General features: G+C 71.4%; 16 protein-coding genes. 8 read left to right on the forward strand and 8 right to left on the reverse strand.

Annotated features, from left to right (window positions below; translation table 11 throughout):
• Window positions 1-2: 2 nt before the first annotated feature.
• Genes ACIGA3_RS15080 through ACIGA3_RS15095 form a run of 4 tightly spaced genes read right to left on the reverse strand, consistent with a single transcriptional unit; the run spans window position 3 to window position 7,887 of the window.
• Window positions 3-1,463, reverse strand: coding sequence for a rhamnulokinase family protein (locus ACIGA3_RS15080; RefSeq protein WP_399714913.1), 1,461 nt, complete (start codon window positions 1,461-1,463; stop codon window positions 3-5).
• Window positions 1,460-3,496 (reverse strand): bifunctional aldolase/short-chain dehydrogenase, encoded by a 2,037-nt coding sequence (locus tag ACIGA3_RS15085; RefSeq protein ID WP_399714916.1) that lies wholly within the window; start codon window positions 3,494-3,496, stop codon window positions 1,460-1,462. Before ACIGA3_RS15085 ends, ACIGA3_RS15080 begins: the two co-directional genes overlap by 4 nt.
• Window positions 3,493-4,671 carry an L-rhamnose isomerase gene (gene rhaI / locus ACIGA3_RS15090; RefSeq protein ID WP_399714919.1) on the reverse strand — a complete coding sequence of 393 codons (1,179 nt, stop codon included), beginning with the start codon at window positions 4,669-4,671 and terminating at the stop codon, window positions 3,493-3,495. Before rhaI ends, ACIGA3_RS15085 begins: the two co-directional genes overlap by 4 nt.
• A gap of 27 nt (window positions 4,672-4,698) precedes the next feature.
• Window positions 4,699-7,887 (reverse strand): alpha-L-rhamnosidase, encoded by a 3,189-nt coding sequence (locus tag ACIGA3_RS15095; RefSeq protein WP_399714922.1) that lies wholly within the window; start codon window positions 7,885-7,887, stop codon window positions 4,699-4,701.
• Window positions 7,888-8,080: 193 nt separating this feature from the next.
• Between ACIGA3_RS15095 and ACIGA3_RS15100 the strand changes: the two genes are divergently transcribed.
• The 5 genes from ACIGA3_RS15100 to ACIGA3_RS15120 all read left to right on the forward strand — a co-directional run bounded on the left by ACIGA3_RS15100 (window position 8,081) and on the right by ACIGA3_RS15120 (window position 13,811).
• Complete coding sequence (locus ACIGA3_RS15100; protein ID WP_399714924.1) at window positions 8,081-9,577, forward strand: sugar ABC transporter ATP-binding protein; 1,497 nt, start codon at window positions 8,081-8,083, stop codon at window positions 9,575-9,577.
• On the forward strand, window positions 9,574-10,632 hold the full coding sequence (locus ACIGA3_RS15105; RefSeq protein ID WP_399714927.1) for an ABC transporter permease: 1,059 nt from the start codon (window positions 9,574-9,576) through the stop codon (window positions 10,630-10,632). Before ACIGA3_RS15100 ends, ACIGA3_RS15105 begins: the two co-directional genes overlap by 4 nt.
• On the forward strand, window positions 10,625-11,620 hold the full coding sequence (locus ACIGA3_RS15110) for an ABC transporter permease (protein WP_399714930.1): 996 nt from the start codon (window positions 10,625-10,627) through the stop codon (window positions 11,618-11,620). Before ACIGA3_RS15105 ends, ACIGA3_RS15110 begins: the two co-directional genes overlap by 8 nt.
• 15 nt (window positions 11,621-11,635) lie before the next feature.
• Complete coding sequence (gene rhaS / locus ACIGA3_RS15115; protein ID WP_399714932.1) at window positions 11,636-12,721, forward strand: rhamnose ABC transporter substrate-binding protein; 1,086 nt, start codon at window positions 11,636-11,638, stop codon at window positions 12,719-12,721.
• Window positions 12,722-12,788: 67 nt separating this feature from the next.
• Entirely contained in the window at window positions 12,789-13,811 is a 1,023-nt protein-coding gene (locus ACIGA3_RS15120) for a LacI family DNA-binding transcriptional regulator (protein WP_399714934.1), read from the forward strand.
• A 5-nt stretch (window positions 13,812-13,816) separates the two neighbouring features.
• On the opposite strand, the gene ACIGA3_RS15125 is transcribed toward ACIGA3_RS15120, so the two are convergent.
• Window positions 13,817-15,013, reverse strand: coding sequence for an FAD-dependent monooxygenase (locus ACIGA3_RS15125; protein ID WP_399714937.1), 1,197 nt, complete (start codon window positions 15,011-15,013; stop codon window positions 13,817-13,819).
• A gap of 125 nt (window positions 15,014-15,138) precedes the next feature.
• Between ACIGA3_RS15125 and ACIGA3_RS15130 the strand changes: the two genes are divergently transcribed.
• Window positions 15,139-15,645 carry a MarR family winged helix-turn-helix transcriptional regulator gene (locus ACIGA3_RS15130; protein ID WP_399714940.1) on the forward strand — a complete coding sequence of 169 codons (507 nt, stop codon included), beginning with the start codon at window positions 15,139-15,141 and terminating at the stop codon, window positions 15,643-15,645.
• A gap of 37 nt (window positions 15,646-15,682) precedes the next feature.
• Here the strand turns inward: ACIGA3_RS15130 and ACIGA3_RS15135 are convergent, their stop codons facing one another.
• A complete protein-coding gene (locus tag ACIGA3_RS15135) occupies window positions 15,683-16,126 on the reverse strand; it encodes a hypothetical protein (RefSeq protein WP_399714943.1) in 444 nt (147 codons plus the stop codon).
• Window positions 16,127-16,276: 150 nt separating this feature from the next.
• On the opposite strand from ACIGA3_RS15135, the gene ACIGA3_RS15140 reads away from it, so the two are divergent.
• Entirely contained in the window at window positions 16,277-16,825 is a 549-nt protein-coding gene (locus ACIGA3_RS15140; RefSeq protein ID WP_399714946.1) for a pyridoxamine 5'-phosphate oxidase family protein, read from the forward strand.
• Between the two features lie 136 nt (window positions 16,826-16,961).
• On the forward strand, window positions 16,962-17,402 hold the full coding sequence (locus ACIGA3_RS15145) for a PaaI family thioesterase (RefSeq protein ID WP_399715419.1): 441 nt from the start codon (window positions 16,962-16,964) through the stop codon (window positions 17,400-17,402).
• Between the two features lie 35 nt (window positions 17,403-17,437).
• On the opposite strand, the gene ACIGA3_RS15150 is transcribed toward ACIGA3_RS15145, so the two are convergent.
• Complete coding sequence (locus tag ACIGA3_RS15150; RefSeq protein WP_399715421.1) at window positions 17,438-18,253, reverse strand: aminoglycoside phosphotransferase family protein; 816 nt, start codon at window positions 18,251-18,253, stop codon at window positions 17,438-17,440.
• Window positions 18,254-18,369: 116 nt separating this feature from the next.
• Window positions 18,370-19,089: a TetR/AcrR family transcriptional regulator gene (locus tag ACIGA3_RS15155; RefSeq protein ID WP_399714949.1), complete on the reverse strand. Its 720-nt coding sequence runs from the start codon at window positions 19,087-19,089 to the stop codon at window positions 18,370-18,372.
• Window positions 19,090-19,143 lie beyond the last annotated feature (54 nt).

Here is a 19,143-nt window from a genome sequence, read left to right on the forward strand (position 1 = left end):
CCTCAGCCCGTACCCAGCCGCTTTCCGGCCGCCCGCCACGCACGCGTCGTGCCCCGCGGTTCGTACCGTCTCAGCGGCTGGGTGCGGGCCACCAGGGCGCGCAGGCCGGTCAGGGAGTCGCCGGTGTCGCCGTGTGCGCGAGCCTGGACGAGTACGTTGCCGAGGGCGGCCGCCTCGGCGGGACCGGCGACGACCGGGAGTCCGCAGGCGTCGGCGGTGAGCCGGCACAGCAGCTCGTTGCGCGCACCGCCGCCGACGACGCGGACGACGTCCACCGTGCGTCCGGACAGCCGCTGGGCGTCCGCGATGGCCCGGTGGTGGGCCAGGGCGAGGGAGTCCAGGACACAGCGGACGGTCGCCGCCCGGTTCTCGGGCGCGGGCTGTCCGGTGCCCCGGCAGGCCGCCGCGATACGGTCCGGCATCCGGCCGGGGGCCAGGAACTCCGGGTCGCCCGCGTCCACGACCGACCGGAGCGGTTCCGCTGCCGCCGCCGCGTCGAGGAGCGGGCCGAGGTCCGGCTCACCCCATGCGCGCAGGCACTCCTGGAGGAGCCACAGGCCCATGATGTTGCGCAGAAAGCGGACGGTGGAGTCCACGCCCAGCTCGTTGGTGAAGTTCGCCAGCCTGCTCGCCTCGGTGAGGACGGGGGCGTCGAGTTCGAGCCCCGCCAGGGACCAGGTGCCGGTGCAGATGTACGCGAACCGCTCCCCGGCGGCGGCCGGGACCGCGGCGACGGCGGACGCCGTGTCATGAGAGGCGACCGTGGTCACGGGCACCGGGCCGGTCAGCCTCGTCTCCTCCAGTACGGCGGGCAGCAGCAGCCCGGCCGGGGTGCCCGGTCGGCGCAGCGGGGGAAAGAGCGCGAGGCCGATGCCGACCCGGCCCGCCACCTCGCGCGACCAGGTTCGGGTGCGCGGGTCGATCAGCTGGGTGGTGGAGGCGTTGGTCAGCTCGGTGCCGCGCGTGCCCGTCAGCCAGTACGCCAGCAGATCCGGGATCAGCAACACCTGTTTCGCGGACTGGAGTTGAGCGCTGTTCCGGGCCGCGACAAGCTGGTAGAGCGTGTTGAACGGGGCGTGCTGGAGCCCGGTGCGCGCGTACAGCTCCGGCGCCGGGACCTTGGCCCACACCTGCTCGGCGACGCCCTCGGTACGGGTGTCCCGGTAGTGCACCGGGTTGCCCAGGAGGGCGCCGTCGGCGTCCAGCAGGCCGTGGTCGACGGCCCAGGAGTCGATGCCGACCGAGGTGAGCCGTGCCTCGCGCCCCGCCGCTCGCAGTCCGTCGAGGACACCCGCGTACAGGCCGAGGATGTCCCAGTGCAGTCCGCCGGGCAGCCGTACCGGGCGGTTCGGGAAGCGGTGGACCTCCGTGAGGCGGAGGGTGCCCGGTCCGACCCGGCCGACCATGACACGCCCGCTGGAGGCGCCGAGGTCGACGGCGGCGTACGCGTTCCCGGCGGTCATCGCAGGAACGCGGCCGCCACACCCGCGTCGACCGGGATGTGGGTACCCGTCGTGTGGGTCAGGTCCCCGCCGGTCAGGGCGAACACGGCGTTGGCCACATGTGCGGGCAGCACCTCGCGCCCCAGCAGGGTGCGGCGGGCGTAGAACGCGCCCAGCTCGTCCTCCGGGATGCCGTAGGTCGCCGCGCGCTGCGCGCCCCAGCCGCCGGCGAAGATGCCGGAGCCGCGCACCACACCGTCCGGGTTGACCCCGTTCACCCGGATGCCGTGTTTACCCAGCTCCGCCGCCAGAAGGCGCACCTGATGAGCTTGGTCGGCCTTGGCGGCGGAGTAGGCGATGTTGTCCGGGCCCGCGAACACCGCGTTCTTGGAGGCGATGTAGACGATGTCGCCGCCGAGACCCTGCTCGGTCATCACCCGTGCCGCCTCGCGGGACACCAGGAAGGAGCCGCGGGCCATGATGGCGTGCTGGAGGTCCCAGTCCCGCGCCGTCGTCTCCAGCAGCGGCCTGGACACCGAGATCCCGGCGCAGTTGACGACCAGGTCCACCCCGCCGAAGGCCAGCACCGCACTGCGGAAGGCGTCGGCGATCTGCTCCTCGCTCGTCACGTCCACCGTGACCGGGACCGCCCTGTGCGGGCCGCCCAGCTCTTCGGCCACCGCCTCCGCGCCCCTGATGTCGGCCACCACCACACAGGCGCCCTCGGCGGCCAGCCGGTGCGCGATCGCCCGCCCGATGCCGGAGCCCGCGCCCGTCACCAGCGCGATCCGGGTGGCCAGCGGACGCGGCTCCGGCATCCGCCGCAGCTTGGCCTCCTCCAGCTCCCAGTACTCGATCCGGAACTTCTCCCGCTCCTCGATGGGCGCGTACGTCGACACGGCCTCGGCCCCGCGCATCACGTTCACGGCGTTGCGGTAGAACTCGCCCGCCACCCGCGCCGTCTGCTTGTCCCGGCCGAAGGAGAACATGCCGACACCCGGAATCAGCACGATCGCCGGGTCCGCGCCGCGCATCGTGGGGGAGTCGGGGCCCGCGTGGCGCGCGTAGTAGGCCGCGTACTCGTCGCGGTAGGCGGTGTGCGACTCCCGTAGGCGGGCACGTACTTCGTCCAGCGGGGCGGTCGGGGGCAGGTCGAGGACCAGGGGGCGCACCTTCGTGCGCAGGAAGTGGTCCGGGCATGAGGTGCCGAGCGCGGCCAGCCTCGGGTGCTCGGCGCGGGACAGGAACTCCAGGATCTCGGGGGAGTCGTCGAAGTGGCCCACCTGCGGCCGGTCCTGGGACGCGATGGCTCGGACGGTGGGGGCCAGCGCGGCCGCCCGCTCCCGGCGCGCGGCCGGTTCCAGCGGGGCGTGCTCCGCGAGGAGGTGTCCGAAGGGCTCCGCCTTGCCACGCGCGGCCAGGAACGCTTCGGCGGTGCGGATGATGTGCAGGCTGTTGCGCTCGCACTCCGCGGAGGTGTCGCCCCAGGCGGTGATGCCGTGCCCGCCGAGAATCACCCCGATCGCCCGCGGATTGGCCTCCTTGACGCGGGCGATGTCGAGCCCGAGCTGAAAACCGGGCCGCCGCCAGGGCACCCACACCACCTGCTCGCCGAAACACTCGGCGGTCAGCTTCTCCCCGTCCGCCGCGCAGGCGAGCGCGATACCGGAGTCCGGATGGAGATGGTCCACGTGAGCGGCGTCCACCAGGGCGTGCATGGCGGTGTCGATGGACGGCGCGGCACCGCCCTTGCCGTGCAGGCAGTAGTCGAAGGCCGCGACCATCCCGTCCTCGCCCGCCACCCCCGGATAGACGCCGGCGAGCGCCCGCAGCCGGTCCGGGCGCAGCACGGCGAGGCCCTCGGCCGTGAGGGTGCCGAGGTCGCCGCCCGAGCCCTTGACCCACATCAGGCCGATGTCGTCGCCGGTCACCGGGTCGACGGCCGTGCCCTTGGCGGAGGCGTTGCCGCCCGCGTAGTTGGTGTTGCGCGGATCGGCGCCCAAACGGTGCGCCCGCGCCAGGAGTTCGCCCACCACATCGGCCTGCCGCGTCATGCGCCCCACCCCGCCTGCTCGCCGCCGACCCGTTCCTTCACGATCCGTTCCGGCCAGCCCGAGCGCCGGTAGGCGGCCATCGGGTCGGGATCGAGGCCCGCCTCCGCGCGCACCTCGGCGAGCAGCGGCCGTACGTCCGTGTCGAACGCGTCCATCAGGACGCCGTTGGCGGCCAGTACGTCCCCGGACCGCTGGGCGTCGGCCAGGGCTTCGGCGTCGACCAACAGGGCCTTGGTGGTGGCCTCTTGGACGTTCATCACCGAGCGGATGATCGCGGGGATCTTCGGCTCGATGTTGTGGCACTGGTCGAGCATGAACGCCACGTCCGGGGTGAGACCGCCGCCGCGCACCACCTCGTACATGATGCGGAACAACTGGAAGGGATCGGCGGCGCCCGCCATCAGGTCGTCGTCCGCGTAGAAGCGGGAGTTGAAGTCGAAACCGCCGAGCCGACCCTCCCTCAGCAGCGTGGCGACGATGAACTCGATGTTGGTGCCGGGCGCGTGGTGCCCGGTGTCCACCACGACCTGTGCCTTCGGGCCGAGTTTGAGGCAGTGCGCGTAGGCGGTGCCCCAGTCGGGCACGTCGGTGGCGTAGAAGGCGGGCTCGAAGAGCTTGTACTCCAGCAGCATCCGGTGGCCGTCGCCCAGGCGGTCGTAGACCGTGCGCAGGGCCTCGGCGAGCCGGTCCTGACGGGTCCTGAGGTCGTCCTGGCCCGGGTAGTTGGTGCCGTCGGAGAACCAGAGCTTGAGGTCCCTCGACCCGGTCGCCTCCATGATCTCGACGCAGTCGAGCAGGTGCCGGACCGCCTTGCGGCGCACCGCCGGGTCCGGGTTGGTGACCGAGCCCAGCCTGTAGTCGTCGTCCTGGAACACGTTCGCGTTGATCGTCCCGATCCGCAGGCCCAACCGCGTGGCGTGGGCGGCCAGTTCGCCGTAGTCGGTCACGCGGTCCCACGGGATGTGCAGGGCGACGGCCGGCGCCACACCGGTGTGCGCGTGCACACGGGCGGCGTCGTCCAGCTTCTCGAAGGGGGTGCGGGGTACGCCGGGCTGCGCGAAGACCTTGAAACGCGTGCCGGAGTTGCCGTACGCCCAGGACGGGGTCTCGACGGCCTGGGTGCTCAGCGCCGCCTTCACTGCCTTCCGCGAGCGAGGCTCGTCCTTACTGGTCATTGCGCAGCCCTTCTGGAGGATGGTGGTTCAGCCGGCGAAGCGGTGGGTGCCCGAGCCCGCCGCGAAGACGGCGCAGCCGTCCTCCCGGCGCAGCAACGCGGCGCTGCCGCCGACGACTTGGGCCCTCTCACGGGCCTCGGGTATCCACACCTCGGCGGTGGTGTTGGGCGGTACGTCCACGGTGAGACGGAAACCTTGGGCGTCCGTCGTCCAGTCCGTGGAGATCGGGCCGTACACGGAGTCGAAACGGCCGTGTGCCTCGGTCACACCACCGCCCGGCCGGGGCCGCACCAGGATCTTGCGGAAGCCGGGCGCGGCGGGGGCGATCCCGGCGAGGTGGGCGTACATCCACTCGCCGACCGAGCCGTACGCGTAGTGGTTGAAGGAGTTCATCCCGGCGTCCTGGAAGCTGCCGTCCGGCTTGATGGAGTCCCAGCGCTCCCACATCGTGGTGGCACCTCGGTCGATCTGATAGCCCCAGCCGGGGTACGAGCGCTGGGCCAGCAGCCGGTGGGCGACCTCGGCGTGCCCGGTGTCGGTGAGGACGGGCAGCAGCCTCGGGGTGCCGAGGAAGCCCGTGGACAGATGCCAGTCCCGCGCCTCGATCAGCTCGACCAGGCGGGCGGCGGCGGGCGCGCGGTCGGCCTCGGCGAGCAGGTCCATGGACAGCGCCAGGACGTACGCCGTCTGCGTGTCGCCCTTCACCCGCCCGCCCCCGGTGACGTACGCGGCCCGGAACGCGTCCCGGACATGTCCGAAGAGCGCCCGGTACGGTTCCGGGTCCTTGCCCAGCGCCTCGGCCGCCCGCGCCACCAGGTCGGCACTGTGCGCGAAGTACGCGGTGCCGATGACGTCCTTCGGGGTCTCGTCCTGGAGGTTCAGCCAGTCCCCGTACCCCTCGTCGGGCCGCAGGTACCCGGTGCTGTGCGCCTTCAGGTAGTCGAGCCACTTGACCATCGACGCCCAGGCCCGCTCCAGCACCCGCACGTCCCCGTACATCCGGTACAGCGCCCACGGCACGGTCACCCCGGCGTCTCCCCAGCCCGCCGCGCCGGCGCCGACGTCCATGCGCGGGGCCACGTTCGGGAAGGCGCCGTCCGCCGACTGGCCGTCGCGCAGGTCGTCCAGCCACTTGGTGAGGAACCGCGCCGACTCCATGGTGTAGGCGGCCGTCGGCGCGAAGACGTTGATGTCACCGGTCCAGCCGAGCCGCTCGTCACGGGCCGGGGTGTCCGTGGGGATGGACAGGAAGTTGCCGCGCTGCCCCCAAGTGATGTTGCTGTGCAGCTGGTTGAGCATGGGGACATCGGTCTTGAAGGACATGGTGAACGGGGCCGAGGTATGCAGTACCCGGCCGGTGACCGCGTCGAGCGGCGGCCTGCCGGGAAAGCCGGTGACCTCGACGTACCGGAACCCGTGGAAGGTGAAGCGCGGTTCGAAGGTCTCGGTGCCGCCGCCCTTGAGTACGAACGTGTCCGTGGCCCGCGCCGTGCGCAGGTTCGCGGTGTACAGCGTGCCGTCGGGGTTCAGCACCTCCGCGTGCCGCAGCCGCACCGAGGTGCCCGCCTCGCCCCGGACGCGCAGACGGACCGCGCCCACCATGTTCTGGCCCAGGTCGAAGACGAACACGCCGGGCCGCGGCTCGGTCACCTTCTTGGCGGCCACCTCACGCTCCACCCTGACGGGACCGTCGACCTGGGCGACCAGACGGGCCGCCACCTTGGCGACCTCGTCCACGGGCGTCCACCCGGCGTCGTCGAAACCGGCCCGCGTCCACCCCGGCGTCTCCAGGCGGGCGTCGTAGTCCTCGCCCGACATCAGATCCGCGCTCGTGACCGGCCCGGTGGCCGCACGCCAACCGGAGCCCGACAGCAGCCGGTCCGTCGAACCGTCGGTGTAGGTCACCTCCAACTGGCCGATGAAGGCAGGCCGTTCGCCGTACTGGTGAGACCCGAACCAGGCGACGTTGCCCGCGTACCAGCCCGCCGCGAGGGTCACTGCCAGGGCGTTGGCGCCGGAGGTGAGCCCGTCCGTCACGTCGTACGTCTGGTACTGGACCCGCTCGCGGTAGTCGGTCCAGCCGGGCGCGAGGCGGTCCTCGCCCACGCGGGCGCCGTTGAGATGGGCGTCGTAGAGGCCGAGCGCCGAGGAGTACAGGCGCGCCCGTGCGACGGTCTTCCCGGCCGGGAGGCGGAACTCGTGGCGCAACTGCGCGGCGGGGGACCAGGCGGCCGTCACCTTGCCCCAAGGGCCCTGCCCCCACGGCGCGATGACCTTGGCCGCCGCCCACGCGCCGTCGTCGTAATCGACCGAACGCCAGTCGCCCGAGGGCTCCTTGTCCACGGTCTTCCAGGACGCGTCGGTCACGACGGTGCGCACGCCGGACGGGGTGGTCAGCTCGACCAGGCCGAGGAGACCTGCCGGCCCCTCGCTCGCGTTGGTCGCGGCGACGGCGAACACCGCGACTCCAGGCTCCAGTCGGGTCTCCACCACGACCGGGCGCTTCCAGTTCTCCGCAGGACCGTCCGGCTCGGTGTGGGCGAGCTGTACGCCGTTCACGTGGGCGGTGAACCCGTCGTCGGCCGTCATGACCAGGCGGGCCCGCGTCACCCCGGCGGGGACCTCGACGCGGCCCCGGAACCAGCGAGTCGCCGCCGGAGCGCTGCTCGCGGGGTCGCCCTCGGGGAACCAGATCCAGGAAGCACCCTCCAGAGAAGGCGCGCCAACCAGCTTTGCCGGAGCGGCGATCCAGCGTGCCGTCCAGTCGGAGGCCGCGGTGAGGCCCGTCTCCCACCAGGCGGGCTCGCTCCACGCGCCGACGCGTCCCGCGCCGTCCCAGACCCGGACCTGCCAGTGATAGCGCGTCCGCGACCTCAACTCCGGCCCCGCGTAGGGGACAAGGACCGAGTCGGCGGACTTGACCTTGCCGCTGTCCCACACGTCGGGCGCGGTCAGGCGGTCCGGCCGGGTGGCGACCCGGACCTGATAGGCGCTCTGTGTCTGGTCGTGCCCCTCGGGCGCCAGCGGCCAACTGAGCCTTGGCCGGGGCGTGTCGAGGCCCAGGGGATTGCTCACGTACTCCACGGTCGGCCGGGAGACCCGGATGGTGCGATGCCCGGCGCGCGGTGCGGCCTGGGCGCCGGTGGCCCCTGTGGCCATGGTGGCGGCGAGGGCGGTACCTGCGGTGGTGCCCAACAGTCGTCTTCTGCTGATCACGTTCGGCTCCGTAACGACTCGGCAATGAATCGTTTCACGAGAGGCGAAGCTAGAGGTGCCGGCAGGCCCCGTCAAGGGCACCGTGCGTTCTTCGGCGTTTTCAAGTCCCGCCCATTGACTGGGTAGTTGACGCGGGTTTAGCTTCCCTGCACATTCCCTGAAACCTTTCACGACCGACCGATCGGTGTGACCCATGCCAGAGCCTCCCGTCCTGGCCGCGCAGGGCCTGAGCAAGTCCTTCGGCGCCGTGCGCGCGCTGCGGAACGTCTCCCTGGAGCTGTACGCCGGTCAGGTCCATGCCCTCGCGGGCGAGAACGGCGCCGGAAAGTCCACCCTGATCAAGACCCTCGCCGGGGTGCACCGCCCCGACACCGGTGTCCTGTCGCTGCACGGCGAGCCGGTCGTCCTGCACGGCCCGGCCGACGCCCGCGACGCCGGGGTGGCCGTCATCCACCAGGAACCGACGCTCTTTCCGGACCTGTCCGTGGCCGAGAACATCTTCATGGGCCGCCAGCCCCGCCGCTCCCTGCGGCGCGTCGACCACGGGGCCATGAACGCGGCCGCCGGGGCGCTGTTCACCCGCCTCGCCGTGGACCTCGACCCCGAGCGGCCCGCGCGCGGCCTCTCCATCGCCGACCAGCAGCTCGTCGAGACGGCCAAGGCCCTTTCCTTCGACGCCCGCGTCCTCATCATGGACGAGCCGACCGCCGCCCTCACCGGCAGCGAGACGGCCCGCCTCTTCGGCGTCGTACGCGCCCTGCGCGACCAGGGCTGCGCCATCCTCTTCGTCTCGCACCGGCTGGAGGAGATCTTCGACCTCTGCCAGTACGTCACCACCCTCCGGGACGGCGAGGTGGTCGCCTGCGAGCCGGCCGGGGACCTCACCGAGGACGCCCTGGTGCGCCGCATGGTGGGCCGGGACCTCGGCGAGCTGTACCCGAAGCAACCGGCCGAGCCCGGTGAAGTAGCGCTCAGCGTACGGCGGTTGACCCGCGAAGGCGTTTTCACCGATGTGTCCTTCGAGGTGCGGCGGGGCGAGATCGTGGGCCTGGCCGGTCTGGTCGGGGCCGGGCGCAGCGAGGTCGCGCGAGCCGTCTTCGGCGTCGACAAGTGGGACGCCGGAACCGCCGAGGTGTGCGGCCGGCCACTGACCAACGGCTCCCCGAGCGCCGCCATGGCCGCCGGGCTCGTCCTGGTGCCCGAGGACCGGCGCGCCCAGGGCCTGGTGATGGACATGTCCATCGAGCGCAACATCGGCCTCACGGGGCTGCGTACGACCGTACGGGCCGGGCTGATGGACCGGGGTGCCGAGCGGAGCCGGGCCCTGGACTGGGCGGTGCGGCTGAAGGTCAAGTACGCCCGGATCGCGGACGCCGTGGGCACCCTGTCCGGCGGCAACCAACAGAAGGTCGTCCTCGCCAAGTGGCTCGCCACCGGGCCCAGGGTGCTGATCGTGGACGAACCCACCCGGGGCATCGACATCGGTACCAAGGCCGAGGTGCACCGGCTGCTGTCCGGGCTCGCCGCCGACGGCGTCGCCGTACTGATGATCTCCTCCGATCTGCCGGAGATCCTCGGTATGGCCGACCGTGTCCTCGTCATGCACGAGGGGCGGCTCACCGCCGAGCTGCCCCGCGCGGACGCGACCGAGGAATCCGTACTGGCGGCGGCCACCGGGAGGGCGCGATGACCGTCACCGGACACACCCCGGCGCCCGCCGTCGAGCCGGGCACGGCGGAGGCGACCCGACTGCTGGACCGCGTGTTCAAGCTCCGCGAACTCGCCATCCTGCTGGTCCTCCTGGTGATGATCGCCATCACCCAGGCGGGCAACCGGGAGTTCCTCTCCGAGCAGGGCATCAAGGACCTGCTGCTCAACGCGACGATCCTGGTGCTCGTCGCCTCCGGCCAGGCGCTGGTGGTCATCACCCGCAACGTCGACCTGTCCGTCGGCTCCGTGCTGGGCCTGACCGCCTTCGCCGCAGGGGAGCAGCTGCAAGGGGGCGGCAGCGCCCTGGTCGCGGTCCTGCTCGCCGTCGCCCTCGGTGCCGGGTGCGGGTTGCTGAACGGCGCCCTCGTCAGCCTCGGCCGGGTCCCGGCCCTCGTCGTCACTCTCGGCACCCTGTACATCGTCCGGGGCGCCGACTCCATCTGGGTCGGCTCCCGCCAGATCACCGCCTCCGACCTGCCCGACGGCTTCACCGACTTCGGCTCCGGCGGCCTGTCCGCCGTCCCCTACCTCGCCCTGATCGCCCTCGCCGTGCTCATCGCCACCGCCTACTACCTGCGCAACTTCGGCGGCGGCCGCGAACTGTACGCGCTCGGTTCCAACCCGGAGGCGGCACGCCTGGCCGGCATCCCCGTACGACGGCGCGTCCTCGCCGCCTACGTCGCCTGCGGAGCCCTCACCGGGCTGGCCGGCGCGCTCTATCTGGCCCGCTTCGGCAACGTCGACAGCTCCACCGGCAGCGGCTACGAACTCACCGTCGTCAGCGCCGTGGTGGTCGGCGGCGTCGCCTTCACCGGCGGCTCCGGCAGCGTGTACGGCGCGGCGCTCGGCGCCTTGCTGCTCACCACCGTGGGCAGCGTGCTGCCCGCCCTCGGTGTCAGCTCGGTATGGGTCCTCGCCATCAACGGCGTCCTGCTCGTCCTCGCCATCGCCGTCGACCGGATCGTGGCCCTGCGCGTGGCCCGCGCCCTGAAGAAACGGTCCGCGCTGCACCGGAGGGACATCCGCCATGACTGACTCGCCCCTCGCGCGCGCCGTCCGCTGGGACACCGTCGTCGGCGCCCTCCTGCTCGTCCTGCTCCTGCTGTCCTTCTCCTTCGTGGACGGCTTCGGCAACGCCCTCAACCTGTCGTTCCTGATCGGCAACACCCTGCCGGTCGCGCTGATCGCCCTGCCGATGACCCTGCTCGTGGTCTCCGGCGAGATCGACCTGTCGGTGGCCTCCACGGCCGGGTTGTCCGGAGCGGTGATGGGCGCCCTGTGGAACGCCGGAACGGCCATCGAGACGATCATCCCGCTGTGCCTGCTGCTCGGCGTGGTCTGCGGGCTGGTCAACGGTCTGCTGGTGACCCGGCTCGGGCTGCCGTCCCTGGCCGTCACCATCGGCACCATGGCCGCCTACCGGGGCATCGCGCAGATCGTCCTGGGCTCCGACGCGGTCACCGACTTCCCCGCCCAGTACCTCGACTTCGCCTCGGGCCGCATCGGCGGCACCTTCGTCCCGTACGCCCTGCCCCCTTTTCTCGTCCTGCTCGCCGTCGCCGTGCTCGTCCTGCACGCCACCCCCTTCGGGCGGTCCCTGTTCGCCATCGGTGCCAACGAGGAGGCGGCCCGGTTCGCCGGAGTGCGGGTCAGGCGGCACAAGCTGTGGCTGTTCACCGCCACCGGCCTGCTGGCCTCCGCCACCGGGATCTTCTGGGCCCTGCACTACGCCAGCGCCCGCTACGACAACGCCACCGGACTCGAACTCTCCGTCGTCGCCGCCGTGTTGCTCGGCGGGATCGGCTTCGACGGCGGCCGGGGCACCCTGGGCGGCGCCATCGCCGGGGTCTTCCTGCTCGGCGCCCTCCAGAACGTGATGAGCCTGCTCAACGTCTCCGCGCAGTCGCAGATCGTCGTCACCGGCGTCCTCCTCGTCGTCTCCGTGCTCGCCCCACGCCTCGCCCGCCGGATCGCCGCCGCACGGGCCGCCCGCGCCAACTCCGTCTTGCCGCACCCCTCCTGAAGGGACCCACCCCCGATGTCCACTCCCGGAATCCGCCAGGCGTGCGCCGCGCTCGCCGCCACCGTCTCGCTCGCCGTCGCCCTGACCGCCTGCGGCGGCACCACCAAGAAATCCGTGGCGGACGACGACGGCGGCGCGAAGCAGTCCCACGGCAAGGCCGACCCGAACGCCCCCACCAAGAAGGACCTGACCGTCGCCTTCCTGCCCAAGCAGGTCAACAACCCCTACTTCACCGTCGCCGACAAGGGCGGCGAACAGGCGCTGAAGGAACTCGGCTCCTCCTACAAGGAGGTCGGCCCGAGCAGCGCCACCGACACCTCCGGCCAGGTCTCCTACGTCAACACCCTCACCCAGCAGCAGGTCGACTCCATCGCCGTGTCCGCCCAGGACCCCGGCGCCCTGTGCACCGCGCTCAAGCAGGCCATGCAGAACGGCATCAAGGTCGTCACCTACGACTCCGACACCAACGCCGGCTGCCGCGACGTCTTCGTCTCCCAGGCGAGCGCCGAAGCCCTCGGCCGCTCCCAGGTCCAGCTGCTCGGCAAGCAGCTCGGCTACAAGGGGGAGATCGCGATCCTCTCCGCCGCGCAGACCGCCACCAACCAGAACACCTGGATCGGCTTCATGAAGGACGAGCTGAAGAAGCCCCGGTACAAGAACATGAAGCTGGTCACGACCGCCTACGGCAACGACGACGCCCAGCAGTCCTTCCAGCAGACCCAGGGCCTCCTCCAGGAACACCCGAAACTGGCCGGGATCATCTCCCCGACCACCGTCGGCATCAAGGCCGCCGCCCAGTACCTCTCCGGCTCCAAGTACAAGGGCAAGGTCCGCCTCACCGGCCTCGGCACCCCCGACGACATGCGCCGGTACGTCAAGAACGGCACCGTCGACGCCTTCGAACTCTGGGACCCCGCGAAGCTCGGCGCCCTCGCCGCGCACGCCGCCGTCGCCCTCTCCTCCGGGCAGATCACCGGACAGCGCGGCGAGACCTTCAAGGCCGGCGGCCTCGGCACCTTCACCATCGGCGACAAGGGCGTCGTCGACCTAGGCGCACCCACCGTCTTCGACGAGGGCAACATCGACCGGTACAGGTTCTGACCCGGGGTTCTGACCCGGCATAGGCTGGGCGCGGGGCGGGGGACTGCGGAACGGAGCACAGGCGCGCATGGCAGGCAGAGTCGGCATCAAGGACGTGGCCCGGCACGCGGGGGTCTCCGTAGGCACCGTCTCCAACGTCATCAACCGCCCCGGCTCGGTAACCGAGGAGACCCGGCTGCGCGTCCAGGCGGTCATCGACCGGCTCGGCTACGTCCGCAGCGAGAGCGCCCGCCAACTGCGGGCCGGACGCAGCCGCATCATCTCGCTGCTCGTCCTCGACATGGGCAACCCCTTCTTCGTGGACGTCGCCCGCGGTGCCGAACGGGCGGCGCGGGAGGCGGGGATCGGTGTCATGGTCTGCAACAGCGGCCAGAACCCCGCCGAGGAGGCCGACTACCTCTCCCTCTTCGCCGAACACCGGGTGCGCGGCGTCCTGTTGACCCCGGCCGATGCCACGGGCCGCAACATCGATGCCTTCCGCCGGCACCGCATCCCGTTCGTGCTGGTCGACCGGGTCGCCGAGGGCACCACCGAGTGCTCGGTCTCCGTGGACGACGTGACGGGCGGCGCCCTCGCCGTACGCCACCTCGTGGACACCGGGCACCGCTCGATCGCCTACGTCAGCGGCCCGCCCCAGCTCAAGCAGGTCAGGGACCGCCGCGAAGGTGCCCATCTCGCCCTCGTTCAGGCCGGGTTGGGCACCGAGGCGCTGCGCGAACTGCCCACCGAACGCCTGGACGTGGCCGCCGGCCGCGACGCGGGCGCCCGCCTGCTGGGCCTCGCCGAGCGCCCCACGGCGGTGTTCTGCGCCAACGACCTGCTGGCCCTCGGCGTCCTCCAGGCCCTCTACGCGGCCGGCGTCAAGGTCCCTCACGACATGGCGATCGTCGGCTACGACGACATCGAGTTCGCCGCCGCCTCGGCGGTCCCGCTCACCTCGGTGCGTCAGCCCGCCGTCACGATGGGTGCGCTGGCGACCGAACTCCTGCTGGAGGAAACGGAGTCGGAGAACTCCGGGGCACATGCGCACCGCCGGGTCGTGCTCCAACCGGAGCTGGTGGTACGGGGGTCGAGCCTGGTGGCCCGCTGAGCCGTTCAGCCCAGGTGACGGTAGTCCGGCAGCACCAGACCGGTGTGGGCGGCGCGGCCCTCGTCGCCGGTGAGGGAGGCGGCGTTCCGCAGGGCCGCGTTACGGGCGTCCAGCATCTCCTGGGTGGTGGGGGTCACGAAGGTGCCGCCGGTGGTGGCGAGGGCCTGGTTGGTCTCCACGAAGTCCCGCGTGAGGCGCTCGTACGCGGCGAACGCCTCGGTGTGGTCGGCCCGCGCGGCCAGTTCACCGGCGAGCACATAGGCGCCGACCAGGGAGACGCTGGAGCCCTGGCCCGACAGGAACGAGGTGGCGTGGGCCGCGTCGCCCGCGAGCGCCACGCGACCCGACGACCAGGTGGGCATGTGGATCTGGCTGACCACGTCGAAGAACAGGTCGTCCGCCTCCCGCATGGCTTGCACCAGCCGGGGGACGTGCCAGCTCTGCTCGGGGAACCGGGAGGCGACCAGCTCCCGCTGCGCCTCGGGGTCCCGGAAGGCGTCGTAGGGCGGCACCTCCTGGGTGAAGGTGAGGAAGCCGTGCATACGGTCGCTCGGCTCATGGGCGTACAGGACGGCGGCCCGGCCGGGGGCGTTCCAGATGACGCCCTCGCGCACCAGGCCGAAGTCGTTGGCCAGGGTGAAGCCGGCGAAGGTGTGGCCCAGGTAGCGGTGGAACTTCTCCTCGGGCCCGAAGACCAGACCGCGGGTGTTGGAGTGCAGTCCGTCCGCGCCTATGACCAGGTCGAAGGAGCGGCGGGTGCCGCTGTCGAAGACGACGTCCACCCGGTCCTCACGGTCGTCCAGGGTGGCGATGGAGTCGTTGAACAGGAACTCGACCCGGTCCCGGATCGGGGTCTGGAGCGCGTCGGCCAGGTCGCCGCGGCGCACTTCGAGGTCCTGGCCCTCGGTGCCGCCGGTGATGGACTCGGGGCGGATGGCGGCGATCAGGTCGCCGTCGGTGTCCACGAAGGAGAGCAGGCGCGAGTCGACGTGCGCCTCACGCAGTCGCGGCAGCAGGCCCATGCGGTCGACGACCTCACGGGCCGTACCCCGGATGTCGATGGCGTAGCCGCCGCCCCGGACGGCGGGGGCCTTCTCGACCACGGTGACCTCGAAGCCGTAGCGGTCGAGCCAGTAGGCGAGGGCGGGGCCGGCGATGCTGGCGCCGGAGACGAGGACTGTGCGGTGCGCGGAGTGGTTCACTGCGGGGTTCCTTCCGGGCGAAGATGCGTACCTTAGGTATCCTTTTGGGAGGCATGGGAGACTCCCGAAGTCCTCCCCGCCTGGAGCATATAGATACCTAACTCAGGTATGCAAATGGAGTCGATGTGAACGCAGAGTCCCCCGACGCCCCGTCGGCCGACGTACTCGCCGTGGTGCCACGACTGGCGCAACTGAGCAACGCCGTCAATCGCGGCCGGCTCACCGAGCGCGCCGCCGAGGCCGCCGGGCTGGCGCTGGACCGTCCGGCGGTGGCGGTGCTGATGACCCTGCACATGGCGGACCGGCCGCTGCGGATCGGTGAGATCGCGGAGCGGATGCAGGTCGTGGGCCCGCATGTGACGCGTCAGGTGCAGGGCCTGGAGCGGCGCGGCCTGGTACGCCGGGTGGCCGACCCTCACGACCGCCGCGCCAGCCTCATCGAGCCGACCCCCGAGGGCGCACAGGCGGCGAACCGCTACGCGACCTCCCTCGTCGGCTGGTTCTCCGAGGCCATCGCGGGCTGGTCCGACCAGGAACGCGCCGACCTGGGACGGCTGTTGGGGCGGCTGGTGGACGATGTGACGGCACACCTGGGCCGGTTGGACGAGGAGGAGGCTCCCGGGGTGGGGTGAGCCCTTGAGTTCAGGGGGGGACTCGCGAGGGAGTGACTCAGAGCGCGATCGCTCGGTACTTCAGCGCCTCATTGACGATCTGCTCCGCAGACGCCCCCGGGGAGTGGAAGACCAGTTCACCCACTTGGGGGTGAGGCGCGTTCGCTTGCAGGAGCCGCAGGTAGTAGTCGCTCTCAGGGTCTGCCAGCAGCAGCCTGCGAACGATTTCGGCGAGCTCACCCCTGGTGACGTCCGCGACCATCGGCCGAGCCGGCCTGGCCGCCTCCCGCGCGAAGTCCTCCAGGCTTCGGCTCCCGTCGTACTCTGCGAAATCGAGCGCCACGTACTCGTGCCCGGTCATCGCGTTGAAGCCCACGATTGCTTCGCCCGCTGCCACCAGGTCGGTTTCCAGCAGCTCGGCGATCCGCTCCACCTCGTCGCGCAACTCGTCCAGCCGCTTCCGGCCAACCGGCGGGGGCAGCAACTCCGGTCTCAGATCCACGGCTGAATTATCTTCCGGTCCGCGCCTTCCTTCCTTCCTTCCTTCCTTCCTTCCTTCCTTCCTTCTCCGGCCACTGCGGCTCCGGCGAAGCGGATCGCGACCGATCAGGGCGAAGGTCGTTACCGGGGGAGAGGGAAGGAGACCCCCGTCATGCCGACGAACGACCACCCCGCAGCCGAACTCGACCCCCGCTACAGCTCCGCGCTCAACCCCCGCCCCGGTGCCGCGGACGCCACCGCCACCCCGTGGGCCGAAGCCCAGCGGCAGTTGGAGGAGGCTGAGATCTTCTGGGTGTCCACCGTGCGCCCCGACGGCAGGCTGCACGTCACGCCCGTGATCGCCGCCTGGCATGACGGGGTGCTGTACTTCTCGACCGGGCCTGAAGAGCAGAAGGCGAAGAACCTCGCCCATGACGCGCACTGCGCACTCACCACCGGACGGAACTCACTCACCGAGGGGCTCGACCTCGTGGTGGAGGGCAGGGCGGAGCGGGTCGTCGATCCGGCGAAGGTGGAGGAGGTGATCGGGGCGTACGAGGCGAAGTACGGGCCGCACATCACCTCGCCCGAGGGCACCTTCCACGGGATCGGGGACGCGTTCCGGACGGGGGCGGCGGTGGTGTTCGCGGTGGCCCCGGAAACGGCGTACGGCTTCGGCCGGGACGACGGGGCCTACACGCACACGCGTTGGGCATTCTGAGGCACCCCCTTGCCGGGCTTCCGGTGTCATGATGACCGGCATCGGAGCGTGCCCCCGGCGGAGCGTCTGTTCGGACGGAGGCGTACGCAGATCACGATGCCCGTTGCGAGGAGAGCGCGTGGACGACCGGACGCACATGGAGCAGGCGAGCCCCGAGGTGCGGCAGCGTGTCCGGGCGAGCTTCGGCCGGCAGGGGCTGATGAGTCACCTCGGCGCGCGGATGTCCCACATCGCGCCGGGCCGTGTGCACATCGTGCTTCCCAGCCGGCCCGAAGTCACCCAGCAGCACGGCTACTTCCACGCGGGGGCCACCAGCGCCATCGCGGACAGCGCCGGGGGCTACGCGGCCTACACGCTGTTCCCCGAGGGCGCCGAGGTGCTCACCGTTGAGTACAAGATCAACCTGCTGGCGCCCGCCGTCGGCGACCACCTCGAGGCGGTCGGCACCGTCCTGAAGTCCGGACGCACCTTGACCGTCTGCCAGTTGGAGGTCTTCGCCGTGCGGGGCGATGCGGGGCAAAAGCTCGTCGCCCATGGGCAGCAGACGCTTATCCGCGTCAACGGGCCCGAGCGGTGAGTGGCCCCAAGCTTGTTCTTCAACCTCTGGCCCGGTCAGTCCAGCAAGGCGGTCGTGAACATCTCGTGGTGGGCCACAAGCCACTCCTGGATGCGGTCCCACCGTTGCCAGCCTCCGCGCTCGGACAGTACCTGTGTGTAGACAGGGTCGCCATCGGTCACTCGGTCGGCGACGAAGGCCCGGCAGGATGCCGTGGCCTGTTCGATGATGCCGGGTAGTTCAGCGCGTTCCCGCGGAGACAGGCCGTAGCTGTCGGCGAGGATTCGCAGTCGCGTCGGGGCATCCAGCCCGGCGGGGTGGAGGGCCGCCGCGGACGTGGGATCGAGCATGGGGACCCAGTAGCGGGCGGTCATGGCGACGTCCCACAGCGGTCGTCCGGGCGCTGCCAGGTCGAAATCGATCAGGGCCGTGGCACAGCCGTCGCGGAAGACGACGTTCTCCGGGCACACGTCGTTGTGGCACAGCATCGTTCCTCCCTCCGGGTCGGCCAGAGCCTGGGGCCATGCGGCGCGGGTGTCCACGGTGATGGCCGCGCTCGCGTCGTGCAGGCGTCGCAGCAGGCTTCCCACCGAACTCAGAGCGGTCTCCGTCATCACCCAGCGGGGAAACGGCGGCAGGGCAACGTCGCCGGGGATGTAGGTCAGTTGCTCGCGGCCGTCCGTGGTGAGCTGGAGCGGGGTCGGAGCCGCGTCGAAGCCGTGTTCTTCGAGTGCGCGGAGGTGGGCGTGGAGGGCACGCGCAGTAGGCGGCGCCGGGCGTTCGACCAGGGAACCGCGGCGGAAGACCGCGCCCGTGTTCATCATGCCGCCGTCGAGTGCTCCGCCCTGTGCCGCCCCGTCCTCAGGTGTCATGCCGATCACGCTATCGGGAGGTCGGCGGTGGTCGGGCCGGCTCCGAAACGCGCTGCGAACTTGGTGGCTCGGCCGAGTATTCAGCTGACGCTGAGGCGCCGGTCGCTCCTCCGCCGTCACGCCAGACGGTCGAGCCACTCCCGCAGGAGTCGCTGTTCCGCCGCGCTGAGCGCGGTCTGCTGGGGCAGGGCGGCACGGAGGGCGCGGGCCGCTCCCGCCGGGCCGGCGTCCCGCACCGCCGGCTCCGGGTCGGTCACGGCGTTGGCCATCGCCTCCCGCAGGGTGCTCAGCAGGGCGGGGCCGCGCGCTTCCTCGGGGAGGGACAGCCAGGTGAGGGCGGCGCCCCGCGCCGTGGCGTGGATGATCATCACCGCGAGGTCCTCGTCGACACGGAGCCAGCCGCCGAGGGCGAGACGGTGCACCCGCTCCTTCAGCAGCCGCATCCCGGTCTGGAACGCGGCTGACGTGGCCCGGCTGGGTTCGCTGTACATCAGCGTGTAGAGCGCGGGGTTGTTCAGGGCGAACTCGACCGCCAGGTCCCAGCCGGCGCGCAGGGCGTCCAGGGGGTCCTGTGGCTCCGCCTCCACGTGCTTGGCGGCCAGGAACGCGTTGAAGCCGTGCTCGGCCACCGCGTCCAGCAGGCCCTCCTTGTCACCGAAGAGCCGGTAGATCGCCGGTGGCTGCAAGCCCGCCGCGGCCGCGACGGCGCGGGTCGTCACTGCCTCCCGGCCCTCCCGCTCCAGCAGACCGATCGCGGCATCGATCACCCGCTGCCGGGTCTTCTCCCGGCCCCCGGCCTCGCCGGTCACCGTTTCCTCAGGGGCGCCACTCTGCATGTTCCAACGATACCGGCTGAGCGATTACCTCGAAAATATCAGTGTTACCGTTGA

The organism is Streptomyces sp. NPDC085596 (assembly GCF_044541565.1).
Lineage (GTDB): Bacteria > Actinomycetota > Actinomycetes > Streptomycetales > Streptomycetaceae > Streptomyces.

Excerpts from the sequence above, each read along its gene's own strand:
- ACIGA3_RS15145 (WP_399715419.1), top strand. The coding sequence starts at position 16,962 with ATGGAGCAGGCGAGCCCCGAGGTGCGGCAGCGTGTCCGGGCGAGCTTC.
- ACIGA3_RS15080 (WP_399714913.1), bottom strand. The coding sequence starts at position 1,463 with ATGACCGCCGGGAACGCGTACGCCGCCGTCGACCTCGGCGCCTCCAGC.
- rhaS (WP_399714932.1), top strand. The coding sequence starts at position 11,636 with ATGTCCACTCCCGGAATCCGCCAGGCGTGCGCCGCGCTCGCCGCCACC.
- ACIGA3_RS15155 (WP_399714949.1), bottom strand. The coding sequence starts at position 19,089 with ATGCAGAGTGGCGCCCCTGAGGAAACGGTGACCGGCGAGGCCGGGGGC.
- ACIGA3_RS15140 (WP_399714946.1), top strand. The coding sequence starts at position 16,277 with ATGCCGACGAACGACCACCCCGCAGCCGAACTCGACCCCCGCTACAGC.
- ACIGA3_RS15150 (WP_399715421.1), bottom strand. The coding sequence starts at position 18,253 with ATGACACCTGAGGACGGGGCGGCACAGGGCGGAGCACTCGACGGCGGC.
- ACIGA3_RS15085 (WP_399714916.1), bottom strand. The coding sequence starts at position 3,496 with ATGACGCGGCAGGCCGATGTGGTGGGCGAACTCCTGGCGCGGGCGCAC.
- rhaI (WP_399714919.1), bottom strand. The coding sequence starts at position 4,671 with ATGACCAGTAAGGACGAGCCTCGCTCGCGGAAGGCAGTGAAGGCGGCG.
- ACIGA3_RS15120 (WP_399714934.1), top strand. The coding sequence starts at position 12,789 with ATGGCAGGCAGAGTCGGCATCAAGGACGTGGCCCGGCACGCGGGGGTC.
- ACIGA3_RS15105 (WP_399714927.1), top strand. The coding sequence starts at position 9,574 with ATGACCGTCACCGGACACACCCCGGCGCCCGCCGTCGAGCCGGGCACG.
- ACIGA3_RS15100 (WP_399714924.1), top strand. The coding sequence starts at position 8,081 with ATGCCAGAGCCTCCCGTCCTGGCCGCGCAGGGCCTGAGCAAGTCCTTC.
- ACIGA3_RS15110 (WP_399714930.1), top strand. The coding sequence starts at position 10,625 with ATGACTGACTCGCCCCTCGCGCGCGCCGTCCGCTGGGACACCGTCGTC.